12 protein-coding genes are annotated in these 12,422 nt (G+C 50.6%); 6 read left to right on the top strand and 6 right to left on the bottom strand.

Annotated features, from left to right (window positions below):
- Positions 1–53 precede the first annotated feature (53 nt).
- The 3 genes from yiiM to sodA all read right to left on the bottom strand — a co-directional run bounded on the left by yiiM (position 54) and on the right by sodA (position 2,740).
- Positions 54–728, bottom strand: a complete 675-nt coding sequence (yiiM, locus tag QUE34_RS23875; protein WP_032304225.1) for a 6-hydroxyaminopurine reductase — start codon at positions 726–728, stop codon at positions 54–56.
- 148 nt (positions 729–876) lie between these two features.
- On the bottom strand, positions 877–1,860 hold the full coding sequence (gene kdgT / locus QUE34_RS23870) for a 2-keto-3-deoxygluconate transporter (RefSeq protein WP_001166064.1): 984 nt from the start codon (positions 1,858–1,860) through the stop codon (positions 877–879).
- Positions 1,861–2,119: 259 nt separating this feature from the next.
- Positions 2,120–2,740, bottom strand: coding sequence for a superoxide dismutase [Mn] (gene sodA, locus QUE34_RS23865; RefSeq protein ID WP_032304224.1), 621 nt, complete (start codon positions 2,738–2,740; stop codon positions 2,120–2,122).
- A 284-nt stretch (positions 2,741–3,024) separates the two neighbouring features.
- Here sodA and rhaT point away from each other — a divergent pair, with 284 nt between their 5' ends.
- Positions 3,025–4,059, top strand: a complete 1,035-nt coding sequence (gene rhaT / locus QUE34_RS23860) for an L-rhamnose/proton symporter RhaT (RefSeq protein ID WP_000063508.1) — start codon at positions 3,025–3,027, stop codon at positions 4,057–4,059.
- On the opposite strand, the gene rhaR is transcribed toward rhaT, so the two are convergent.
- Positions 4,056–4,904: an HTH-type transcriptional activator RhaR gene (gene rhaR, locus QUE34_RS23855; RefSeq protein WP_032304266.1), complete on the bottom strand. Its 849-nt coding sequence runs from the start codon at positions 4,902–4,904 to the stop codon at positions 4,056–4,058. The two genes, rhaT and rhaR, sit on opposite strands and share 4 nt — an antisense overlap.
- 73 nt (positions 4,905–4,977) lie before the next feature.
- A complete protein-coding gene (gene rhaS, locus QUE34_RS23850; RefSeq protein ID WP_000217153.1) occupies positions 4,978–5,814 on the bottom strand; it encodes an HTH-type transcriptional activator RhaS in 837 nt (278 codons plus the stop codon).
- A gap of 287 nt (positions 5,815–6,101) precedes the next feature.
- On the opposite strand from rhaS, the gene rhaB reads away from it, so the two are divergent.
- The 4 genes from rhaB (at position 6,102) to rhaM (ending at position 10,058) form a co-directional block, all read left to right on the top strand.
- A complete protein-coding gene (gene rhaB / locus QUE34_RS23845; RefSeq protein WP_032304222.1) occupies positions 6,102–7,571 on the top strand; it encodes a rhamnulokinase in 1,470 nt (489 codons plus the stop codon).
- The gene (gene rhaA, locus QUE34_RS23840; protein ID WP_032185622.1) at positions 7,568–8,827 is read left to right on the top strand and encodes an L-rhamnose isomerase; all 1,260 of its coding nucleotides are present in this window, start codon (positions 7,568–7,570) and stop codon (positions 8,825–8,827) included. Before rhaB ends, rhaA begins: the two co-directional genes overlap by 4 nt.
- Positions 8,828–8,909: 82 nt before the next feature.
- The gene (gene rhaD / locus QUE34_RS23835; RefSeq protein ID WP_032304219.1) at positions 8,910–9,734 is read left to right on the top strand and encodes a rhamnulose-1-phosphate aldolase; all 825 of its coding nucleotides are present in this window, start codon (positions 8,910–8,912) and stop codon (positions 9,732–9,734) included.
- Positions 9,735–9,743: 9 nt separating this feature from the next.
- Entirely contained in the window at positions 9,744–10,058 is a 315-nt protein-coding gene (rhaM, locus tag QUE34_RS23830; protein ID WP_000619503.1) for an L-rhamnose mutarotase, read from the top strand.
- 40 nt (positions 10,059–10,098) lie between these two features.
- Here rhaM and QUE34_RS23825 read toward each other — a convergent pair whose 3' ends face one another.
- Positions 10,099–11,493 carry a carbohydrate porin gene (locus tag QUE34_RS23825; RefSeq protein WP_000749944.1) on the bottom strand — a complete coding sequence of 465 codons (1,395 nt, stop codon included), beginning with the start codon at positions 11,491–11,493 and terminating at the stop codon, positions 10,099–10,101.
- Between the two features lie 476 nt (positions 11,494–11,969).
- Here QUE34_RS23825 and QUE34_RS23820 point away from each other — a divergent pair, with 476 nt between their 5' ends.
- Positions 11,970–12,416 (top strand): PTS fructose transporter subunit IIA, encoded by a 447-nt coding sequence (locus QUE34_RS23820; RefSeq protein WP_032304217.1) that lies wholly within the window; start codon positions 11,970–11,972, stop codon positions 12,414–12,416.
- The last annotated feature ends 6 nt before the right edge of the window (positions 12,417–12,422 follow it).

Raw genomic sequence — 12,422 nt, 5'->3', positions numbered from 1 at the left:
CAGAATGCCTGATGCGACGCTGATAGCGTCTTATCAGGCCTACTCTCCGGGGGTTATTTTCCCCACAACCGCCGTGAAAAATCTTCAATCTTGCCGCTAAGTCGGCGCTTCTGCATCGTTCGCGTCCAGCTTTTCGATAGTCCGGCTGCGGAAAGCAAACGGTGATACTGCTCATCATCAAACGGCATATGCCATGCGATAGCAGCAGCCTCCTGCACGGTCACATCACTGACACGAGAAACCAACTCCAGCGGCGCATCAGCAGATACCAACCCTGGCGCAATCACGCTATACAACCACCCCACTTTACCCGTGTTTTGCATCAACTGCGCTATATCGCTGATATCAAAATGGTAATTGAGTTTATAGCAAGGGGAGCGTGGCTGGCTGACCTGAATAAATGCCTCTCCCCAGCGGAAAATATCGCCAATATAAACATTACTTTCCGTCAGACCGTCGGTTGAGAGATTTTCGCCAAACGCAGGCGCAACAAACAACTCCGCCTGTTCCGGAAATTCCCGCGCCCAGTAGAGATAGTGCTCACGAGGATAATGACACAGCGCTCTGTCTGGCCCGCCGTGAACCTTCTTCTCCGCCTGCTCGTCACCTTCCAGCCCCAGCTCCGTCAGCATCAACTCACCATCAACCTGGATTTTGGCAATTGCGCTGGGTTTGCCTTCGGGATAAGCCTGAATCTTGCCCGTGTATACATCAACCGGATATCGCATCTGTTCCCTCTCCACGAGAAATTTCCCCATTAGACCATATTTATTTTATGTCAGGCGTGCTGTTTTCGCGGTATGTATCCAGGCAGGAGCTCAATCGCAAACCGGACGAACGTTAGTTCATCCGGCTGTGGGGATTAAGGAAGCAGGTTTATTTTACCGTGCCTAAAATTTCGATTTTCGCCACTCTGGCTTTGACTTTACGTGACCAGATAGAGGTAAGAATTGGCACCAGAATCGAAGTCACAATGACCGCCGTCGCTACCAGCGAAGTTGCTGCCGGAGCCATCGGTTTAAACGCAGGCACCATTTCAGCAATCAGCACAGGTGTCGCTACCGCGGCCCCTGCGGAACTGGAAGCGGCAATTCCGGCAGTACCATCGCCACCGCCAATCAATTTATCGGCGATAATCAACGGAATACCGGTCACGATAATTACTGCCACACCCAACAGGATCCCCAGCAAACCTGTCTGGGCAATTACAGTCAAATCAATGGTATTGCCCAGCGCGAAGGCAAAGAATGGAATCAGCGTCTGCACCGCTTTGCTGAAAAATTCTCGTAATTCAGGGTCAAGGTTCCCAAGGGCAAAGCCCACCAGGAACGGTAATACTGCGCCGACGAAAACATGCGGTTCAAACGAGGCAATCCCGGCAGTGCCCAGAATAATCATCGTCATGAGCGGCCCGGACTCCAATGACATCAACACAAATGCCCCAGCTTCTTCTTTCGTACCGTACTGCTGCATGATGGAAGCGTAAAGTCCGCCGTTGGTCATATCCATCGCCGCCACCAGCGCCAGCGTTGAAAGTCCGGCAAAGAATCCAACTTCAACACCATGTTCCGGAATAATGCGCGAGGCAATTGCCGCAACCACCCACGCGACGGCAATTTTTGTTACCACCAGCGTACCGGATTTACGCAATACCGTTCCCGTCGCGCTTAATTTTATTGACGCCCCCATGCAAAAAAACCACACCGCCAGAATGGGCACCGTACCGGTAATCATCCCGTTGGTGAATGATCCAAAATATTTCCCCGCCCCCGGCGAGAAGGTGTGGCACAGTGCGCCAAGGAATAGCGGGACGAGCATCATCCCCCCCGGGATTTTTTCAATCGAGCGTTTTATCTGCATTTCCATCACCTGTCGGCATATTTTTAAGGGCTGATGCGTAATTCCTCAACGGAGCATCAGTGTTGATGAAAACGAAGATAGACATTCATTTAATCAATAAAAGTGATCAAAACCACATCAATTGAAACACCGTTTTATTTTTATCGGATCATTGTTTTTATTTTGAAATTGATCACAAAAAAACCACCGCCGTTGGCGATGGTTCATTTTTTAAGCTGATATGCGGCGTAAACGCCTCATTGCAGCAGGCGGCAAATGATTATTTTTTCGCCGCGAAACGTGCCGCTGCTTCGTCCCAGTTCACCACGTTCCAGAACTCTTTGATGTAGTCAGGACGGCGGTTCTGGAATTTCAGGTAGTAAGCATGTTCCCACACATCCAGGCCCAGAATCGGGAAGCCGGAAGCGCCAGAAATAGCTTCACCCATCAGCGGGGAGTCCTGGTTAGCAGTAGAAACCACCGCCAGTTTATCGCCTTTCAGCACCAGCCATGCCCAGCCGGAACCAAAGCGGGAAGCTGCCGCTTTCTCAAATTCTGCTTTGAAGTTATCAACGGAGCCGAAGTCACGTTCGATAGCCGCTTTCAGGTCACCCTGTAAGGTGGTGCCTTTTTTCAGACCTTTCCAGAACAGGCTGTGGTTAGCGTGACCGCCAGCGTTGTTGCGCAGTACGGTTTTCTTGTCTGCTGGCAGCTGGTCCAGTTTGGCGATCAGCTCTTCAACCGGCAGGTTGGCAAATTCTGGCAGGCTTTCCAGCGCCGCGTTGGCGTTGTTGACGTAGGTCTGATGGTGTTTGGTGTGGTGGATTTCCATGGTCTGCTTATCGAAGTGCGGTTCCAGGGCATCGTAAGCATACGGCAGGGATGGCAGGGTATAGCTCATATTCATCTCCAGTATTGTCGGGCGGCCGATTGTTAATGCCGCGTAAGCAGTTGGTTCATTATAGTTAATTAAATGATATTGAAAATGATTATCAATGCCGTACTTTTCGTAAGGGTATGGTTTTGCAGGAAAATGCCCGAGATGTGAAGCAAATCACCCACTTAATGCCGTGATTGCCAGTAAATCGACAACGGCGGCAACAGGCGAAAGGTTAATCGACAGCACGATTTTTACACTCATCTCGTCGGAGATGTGACGCGGCGAAAAATGATGAGGATAAGAAGATGAGTAACGCGATTACGATGGGGATATTTTGGCATTTGATCGGCGCGGCCAGTGCAGCCTGTTTTTACGCGCCGTTCAAAAAAGTAAAGAAATGGTCATGGGAAACCATGTGGTCAGTCGGTGGGATTGTTTCGTGGATTATTCTGCCGTGGGCCATCAGCGCCCTGTTACTACCGAATTTCTGGGCGTATTACAGCTCGTTTAGTCTCTCTACGCTGCTGCCTGTTTTTCTGTTCGGCGCTATGTGGGGGATCGGTAATATCAACTACGGCCTGACCATGCGTTATCTCGGCATGTCGATGGGAATTGGCATCGCCATTGGCATTACGTTGATTGTCGGTACGCTGATGACGCCAATTATCAACGGCAATTTCGATGTTCTGATTAATACCGAAGGCGGACGCATGACGTTGCTCGGCGTTCTGGTGGCGCTGATTGGCGTAGGGATTGTAACTCGCGCCGGGCAGTTGAAAGAGCGCAAGATGGGCATAAAAGCCGAAGAGTTCAACCTGAAAAAAGGGCTGGTGCTGGCGGTGATGTGCGGCATTTTCTCTGCCGGGATGTCCTTTGCGATGAACGCCGCAAAACCGATGCATGAAGCAGCTGCCGCACTGGGCGTCGATCCACTGTATGTCGCTCTGCCAAGCTATGTTGTCATCATGGGAGGCGGCGCGATCATCAACCTCGGTTTCTGCTTCATTCGTCTGGCAAAAGTGAAGGATTTGTCGCTAAAAGCCGACTTTTCACTGGCAAAACCGCTGATCATTCACAACGTGTTACTCTCGGCACTGGGCGGTTTGATGTGGTATCTGCAATTCTTTTTCTATGCCTGGGGCCACGCCCGCATTCCGGCGCAGTATGACTACATCAGCTGGATGCTGCATATGAGCTTCTATGTATTGTGCGGCGGTATCGTCGGGCTGGTGCTGAAAGAGTGGAACAATGCAGGTCGCCGTCCGGTAACGGTGTTGAGCCTCGGTTGTGTGGTGATTATTGTCGCCGCCAACATCGTCGGCATGGGCATGGCGAATTAATCTTTCTGCGAATTGAGATGACGCCACTGGCTGGGCGTCATCCCGGTTTCCCGGGTAAACACCACCGAAAAATAGTTACTATCTTCAAAGCCACATTCGGTTGAAATATCACTGATTAACAGGCGGCTATGCTGGAGAAGATATTGCGCATGACACACTCTGACCTGCCGCAGATATTGATTGATGGTCATTCCAGTCTGCTGGCGAAATTGCTGACGCAAAACGCGCTCACTGCACGATGCCTCATCACAAAATTCATCCAGCGCAAAGGGACTTTTCAGGCTGGCCGCCAGCCGGGTAATCAGCTTATCCAGCAACGTTTCGCTGGATGTTGGCGGCAACGAATCACTGGTGTAACGATGGCGATTCAGCAACATCACCAACTGCCCGAACAGCAACTCTGCCATTTCGTTAGCAAACGGCACATGCTGACTACTTTCATGCTCAAGCTGACCGATAACCTGCCGCGCCTGTGCCATCCCCATGCTACCTAAGCGCCAGTGTGGTTGCCCTGCGCTGGCGCTAAATCCCGGAATCGCCCCCTGCCAGTCAAGATTCAGCGTCAGCCGCTCCGGGCAATAAATAATATTCTGCAAAACCAGATCGTTAACGGAAGCGTAGGAGTGTTTATCGTCAGCATGAATGTAAAAGAGATCGCCACGGGTAATGCGATAAGGGCGATCGTTGAGTACATGCAGACCATTACCGCGCCAGACAATTACCAGCTCACAAAAATCATGTGTATGTTCAGCAAAGACATCTTGCGGATAACGGTCAGCCACAGCGACTGCCTGCTGGTCGCTGGCAAAAAAATCATCTTTGAGAAGTTTTAACTGATGCGCCACCGTGGCTACCTCGGCCAGAGAACGAAGTTGATTATTCGCAATATGGCGTACAAATACGTTGAGAAGATTCGCGTTATTGCAGAAAGCCATCCCGTCCCTGGCGAATATCACGCGGTGACCAGTTAAACTCTCGGCGAAAAAGCGTCGAAAAGTGGTTACTGTCACTAAATCCGCAGCGATAGGCGATGTCTGTAACGCTGGCCTCGCTGTGGCGTAGCAGATGTCGGGCTTTCATCAGTCGCAGGCGGTTCAGGTAACGCTGAGGCGTCAGTCCCGTTTTCTGCTTAAGCTGCCGATGTAGCGTACGCAGCGAAAGAGAAAATTGATCCGCCACGGCATCCCAATTTACCTCATCGGCAAAATGGTCCTCCAGCCAGGCCAGAAGCAAGTTGAGACGTGATGCGCTGTTTTCCAGGTTCTCCTGCAAACTGCTTTTACGCAGCAAGAGCAGTAATTGCATAAACAAGATCTCGCGACTGGCGGTCGAGGGTAAATCATTTTCCCCTTCCTGCTGTTCCATCTGTGCAACCAGCTGTCGCACCTGCTGCAACACGCTGTGGTTAACGCGCCAGTGAGACGGATACTGCCCATCCTGCTCTTGTGGCAGCAACTGATTCAGCCCGGCGAGAAACTGAAATCGATCCGGCGAGCGATACAGCACATTGGTCAGACACAGATTATCGGTATGTTCATACAGATGCCGATCATGATCGCGTACGAAACAGACAGTCCCACCGGTGATGGTATAGGGCTGCCCATTAAACACATGAATACCCGTGCCATGTTCGACAATCACAATTTCATGAAAATCATGATGATGTTCAGGAAAATCCGCCTGCGGGAGCCGGGGTTCTATCGCCACGGACGCGTTACCAGACGGAAAAAAATCCACACTATGTAATACGGTCATACAGGCCTCCTGATGTCGTCAACACGGCGAAATAGTAATCACGAGGTCAGGTTCTTACCTTAAATTTTCGACGAAAAACCACGTAAAAAACGTCGATTTTTCAAGATACAGCGTGAATTTTCAGGAAATGCGGTAAGCATCACATCACCACAATTCAGCAAATTGTGAACATCATCACGTTCATCTTTCCCTGGTTGCCAATGGCCCATTTTCCTGTCAGTAACGAGAAGGTCGCGAATTCAGGCGCTTTTTAGACTGGTCGTAATGAAATTCAGCAGGATCACATTATGACCTTTCGCAATTGTGTCGCCGTCGATCTCGGCGCATCCAGTGGGCGCGTGATGCTGGCGCGTTACGAGTGTGAATGCCGCAGCCTGACGCTGCGCGAAATCCATCGTTTTAACAATGGCCTGCATAGCCAGAACGGTTATGTCACCTGGGATGTGGATAGCCTGGAAAGTGCCATTCGCCTTGGATTAAACAAGGTGTGCGAGCAAGGGATTCGTATCGATAGCATTGGGATTGATACCTGGGGCGTGGACTTTGTGCTGCTCGACCTACAGGGTAAGCGTGTGGGTCTGCCCGTTGCTTATCGCGATAGCCGCACCCATGGTCTGATGACGCAGGCACAACAGCAACTCGGCAAACGCGATATTTATCAGCGTAGCGGCATACAATTTCTACCCTTCAATACGCTTTATCAGTTGCGTGCGCTGACGGAGCAACAACCTGAGCTTATTCCACACATTGCTCACGCTCTGCTGATGCCGGATTACTTCAGTTATCGCCTGACCGGCAAGATGAACTGGGAATATACCAACGCCACCACCACGCAACTGGTCAATATCAATAGCGACGACTGGGACGAAACGCTACTGGCGTGGAGCGGGGCCAACAAAGCCTGGTTTGGTCGCCCGACACATCCGGGTAATGTCATTGGTCACTGGATTTGCCCGCAAGGTAATGCAATTCCTGTCGTCGCCGTTGCCAGCCATGATACCGCCAGCGCGGTTATCGCCTCGCCGTTAAACGGTTCCCGCGCTGCATATCTCTCTTCTGGCACCTGGTCATTGATGGGCTTCGAAAGCCAGACACCATTCACCAATGACACGGCGCTGGCAGCCAACATCACCAATGAAGGCGGGGCGGAAGGTCGCTATCGGGTGCTGAAAAATATCATGGGCTTATGGCTGCTTCAGCGGGTGTTTCAGGAGCGGCAAATCAACGATCTTCCGGCGCTTATCGCCGCGACACAGGCACTCCCGGCCTGCCGCTTTATCATCAATCCCAATGACGATCGCTTTATTAATCCTGACGAGATGTGCAGCGAAATTCAGGCTGCGTGTCGGGAAACGGCGCAACCAATCCCGGAAAGTGATGCTGAACTGGCGCGCTGTATTTTCGACAGTCTGGCGCTGCTGTATGCCGATGTGTTGCATGAGCTGGCGCAGCTGCGCGGTGAAGATTTCTCGCAACTGCATATTGTCGGCGGCGGCTGCCAGAACGCGCTGCTCAATCAGCTATGTGCCGATGCCTGCGGTATTCGGGTGATTGCCGGGCCTGTTGAAGCCTCGACGCTCGGCAATATCGGCATCCAGTTAATGACGCTGGATGAACTCAACAATGTGGATGATTTCCGTCAGGTCGTCAGCACCACCGCGAATCTGACCACCTTTACCCCTAATCCTGACAGTGAAATTGCCCACTATGTGGCGCGGATTCACTCTACACGACAGACAAAGGAGCTTTGCGCATGACCACTCAACTGGAACAGGCCTGGGAGCTGGCGAAACAGCGTTTCGCGGCAGTAGGGATTGATGTCGAGGAGGCGCTGCGCCAACTTGATCGTTTACCCGTTTCAATGCACTGCTGGCAGGGCGATGATGTTTCCGGTTTTGAAAACCCGGAAGGTTCGCTGACCGGTGGGATTCAGGCTACTGGCAATTATCCGGGCAAAGCGCGTAATGCCAGCGAGCTACGTGCCGATCTGGAACAAGCTATGCGGCTGATTCCGGGTCCGAAACGGCTTAATTTACATGCCATCTATCTGGAATCAGATACGCCAGTCGCGCGCGACCAAATCAAACCAGAGCACTTCAAAAACTGGGTTGAATGGGCGAAAACCAATCAGCTCGGTCTGGATTTTAACCCCTCCTGTTTTTCGCATCCGCTAAGCGCCGATGGCTTTACGCTTTCCCATGCCGACGACAGCATTCGCCAGTTCTGGATTGATCACTGCAAAGCCAGCCGCCGTGTTTCAGCCTATTTTGGCGAGCAACTTGGCACACCGTCGGTGATGAACATCTGGATCCCGGATGGCATGAAAGATATCACCGTTGACCGTCTCGCCCCGCGTCAGCGTCTGCTGGCAGCTCTGGATGAGGTGATCAGCGAGAAGCTGGATCCTGCGCACCATATCGACGCCGTTGAGAGCAAATTGTTTGGTATTGGCGCGGAGAGCTACACGGTTGGCTCCAATGAGTTTTACATGGGGTATGCCACCAGCCGCCAGACGGCGCTGTGCCTGGATGCCGGACATTTCCACCCAACTGAAGTGATTTCCGACAAGATTTCCGCCGCCATGCTGTATGTGCCGCAGTTGCTGCTGCACGTCAGCCGTCCGGTTCGCTGGGACAGCGATCACGTAGTGCTACTGGATGATGAAACTCAGGCGATTGCCAGTGAGATTGTTCGTCACGATCTGTTCGACCGGGTACATATCGGTCTCGATTTCTTTGATGCCTCTATCAACCGCATTGCCGCGTGGGTCATTGGTACACGCAATATGAAAAAAGCCCTGCTGCGTGCGTTGCTGGAACCTACCGCTGAGCTGCGCAAGCTGGAAGCAGCTGGCGATTACACTGCGCGTCTGGCGCTACTGGAAGAGCAGAAATCGTTGCCGTGGCAGGCGGTGTGGGAAATGTATTGTCAGCGTCACGATACCCCAGCAGGTAGCGAATGGCTGGAGAGCGTGCGGGCTTATGAAAAAGAAATTTTGAGCCAGCGTGGGTAAACACTGCCGGATGCGGCGCGAGCGCCTTATCCGGCCTACGGGTCGTGCATCCGACAACACCGAATTTACAGGAACACAGAACATGCAAAACATTACCCAGTCCTGGTTTGTCCAGGGAATGATCAAAGCCACCACCGACGCCTGGCTGAAAGGCTGGGACGAGCGCAATGGTGGTAACCTGACGCTGCGCCTGGATGACGCCGATATCGCACCGTATCACGACAACTTTCATGCACAACCGCGCTATATCCCGCTCAGCCAGCCCATGCCTTTACTGGCAAATACACCGTTTATTGTCACCGGCTCCGGCAAATTCTTTCGTAACGTCCAGCTTGATCCTGCGGCTAACTTAGGCGTCGTAAAAGTCGACAGCGACGGCGCGGGCTACCACATTCTCTGGGGGCTAACTCACGAAGCCGTTCCAACCTCTGAACTTCCGGCTCACTTCCTTTCCCACTGCGAGCGCATTAAAGCCACCAACGGTAAAGATCGGGTGATCATGCACTGCCACGCCACCAACCTGATCGCCCTTACCTACGTACTGGAAAACGACACCGCGCTCTTCACTCGCCAGCTTTGGGAAGGCAGCACCGAGTGTCTGGTAGTGTTCCCGGATGGCGTCGGCATTTTGCCGTGGATGGTGCCCGGCACGGACGAAATCGGCCAGGCGACCGCACAGGAAATGCAAAAACATTCGCTGGTGTTGTGGCCCTTCCACGGCGTCTTCGGCAGCGGTCCGACACTGGATGAAACATTCGGTTTAATCGACACCGCAGAAAAATCAGCACAAGTATTAGTGAAGGTTTATTCGATGGGCGGCATGAAACAGACCATCAGTCGTGAAGAGCTGATAGCACTCGGCCAGCGTTTCGGCGTTACACCACTTGCCAGTGCGCTGGCGCTGTAAGGAGCAAATATGATCCGCAAAGCCTTTGTCATGCAGGTTAACCCCGACGCCCACGAAGAGTATCAGCGTCGGCATAATCCAATCTGGCCGGAACTGGAAGCAGTGTTGAAATCTCACGGTGCGCATAACTACGCCATTTACCTCGACAAAGCGCGTAATCTGCTGTTTGCCACGGTAGAGATTGAATCTGAAGAACGGTGGAATGCGGTAGCCAGTACTGATGTTTGCCAACGTTGGTGGAAGTATATGACCGACGTTATGCCAGCTAACCCGGATAACAGCCCAGTCAGTAGCGAGCTGCAAGAAGTGTTTTACCTGCCTTAATGAGTTGCGGTGCCGGAAAATATCCAGCACCGCGCCTTCATCAGAAGAAGTATTTAAAGCGAACGCGTGCGCCGTAACGGTCATCAGTATCATCACCGTGTTTTTTATCACCGTCGCTATCCAGAATGGAGTAATAAGTACCAAGGTAAATATTAAAGTTCTCCATATCCATCACATTAGCGAACTGATAAGACGCATGAATGGTGTGAATGGTGTACGTCCCTTCATCATCAATCCAGCAGTCGTTATCACAAACTACACCGCTGAATTCATCAATCTTATTGTGCGCGTAGATATAACCCAGCTCGAAACGTTTCCACAGCGCGTTAATCCCGGCAGTGAAATCTTTTTCATTATTAGCATCTAAATAGGCGGTATTAAGATTAACCACGACGCCATTTTCCGGATCCGTTTTCAGGCCATTCCAGGTCATGCTCATACCATAGCCGGTACGATCGGACTGATCGACAAAATTACCCTTGCTATCGGTATAACCATAAGCATTATTTACTACGTTCGCTTCCATCGCTGCGGAAACGGTGAATTCTTCCGTCGGCGACCAGGCAATTACCGGACGCAGATAAGCAACATTTTTCTGCTGCTCCATATCGCGTCCATGATAATTACCGTCATTATATAAAGATGTTCCGTCTTCAAGTAACGTGTTTAATTCAAAATACCAGTTATCGAGTTGTTTGCTGACGAGGAAATTACCGCCAGCGTTAGAGCGCCCTCGGCCCTCTTTCATCATATAGATATAACCGCTGCCATCGTCATAAAGATCGTTCGCAGTATTACCGGAATGTTCAACAAAGGTATCCTGATTCAGCGGGAACATATCGTAGGCTTCAAAACGGCCTACTTTGACCTTCCAGTCGTTTTCTTTGCCAAAGAAGAATACCGCATCATCGATATTTACTGAACCGTGCATATCCCCCAGCGGTTGTGCGGAGAACCCGGCGAAATAACCATTATCCAGTTTTCGCATACCATCAAAACCTAACAGAATACGACCATTGAGATTCCACTGTTCATTAGTGGGATCGCTATTCACATCAGCGTTGGTCATTGCCAGCAGGCCATGATTACTTTCCGCATCCATATTAAATTCTACGTCGCCGTAGATTTTTAAATCGCCATAACCTGAAAGCAAAAGATTAGGTGAGGTGGAATTTTTCTTTGCAGATTCCGCCGTTGCCTGTCCATTAACCGGCGTATTGCCCTGGGCAGCTTTAATTTCGCGGATCTCAGCGGCTTGTTGTGTCTGCAGCTGTTTAACCTGGCTCTCTGCTTTTGCTGCCCGCATTTCTGCCGCTTCCAGGCGTTCTTCCAGCAATGCCATGCGTTGTTCCAGCGTTAAATGCTGTGTTTTTGCCATTCCGGTACTACATGCCAATAATAAACCGATGGCTAAAGATAATGTCGATTTTTTCATTATTTACGTTCCCTGAAATAAAAGAGACCCTACGCTTTCCAAAAGGAATACGTATATAGAGAAATATAAGGTGTGCACTTTCTAATTTTTAATCCAACTTCAGCAGGCCGATGGATAGTATCCCGCTGCATAATATGAGTAAATCCGCTGATTTCCTGGAACGTGAGGAATATAACAATAGTGCCGTTTTTAACTAAATATCGTAAAAAATATTAGATATAATTCACGCTGACTCATAAGCCACAAATATAAATAACCTTGCTGCAAAATATGTGCGGCAGTTAAACATTCACAACATCATTAAATAATGATTTTTTATTCACTGCATTTATTTTTCCCATCAATATGTGCCTTACACCGCAAAATTTATCCTTCACTCTGCCTTATATTGTCACGACTTCACGACATATCCGCGCTCATCACAAAACCGCCCCGCCGTTACAATTAACTATAATATTTTTTCATGGAGTCCAATAATGGCAGCACTTACTGCAAGCTGTATTGACCTGAATATTCAGGGCAATGGCACTTATTCCGTTCTGAAGCAGTTGGCGACAATGGCGTTACAAAACGGTTTTATCACCGACTCACATCAATTCCTGCAAACCCTGCTGGTGCGCGAAAAAATGCACTCCACCGGTTTTGGTTCTGGTGTCGCCGTGCCGCACGGTAAAAGCGCCTGTGTTAAACAACCGTTCGTATTATTCGCTCGCAAAGCGCAGGCCATTGACTGGAAAGCCAGCGATGGCGAAGACGTCAATTGCTGGATCTGCCTCGGCGTGCCGCAAAGTGGCGAAGAGGATCAGGTCAAAATCATCGGCACACTGTGTCGCAAAATTATCCACCAGGATTTTATCAACCAACTGCGACAAGGCGACGCCGTCCAGGTGCTTGCTTTGTTAAATCAAACCCTCAGCTCATAAGGAAGT

The sequence above is a fragment of the Escherichia sp. KS167_9B genome (assembly GCF_030295215.1).
GTDB lineage: Bacteria > Pseudomonadota > Gammaproteobacteria > Enterobacterales > Enterobacteriaceae > Escherichia > Escherichia coli_F.
The sequence above is the reverse complement of the archived record's forward strand: the minus strand, read 5'-3'. Positions and strand labels throughout refer to the sequence as shown.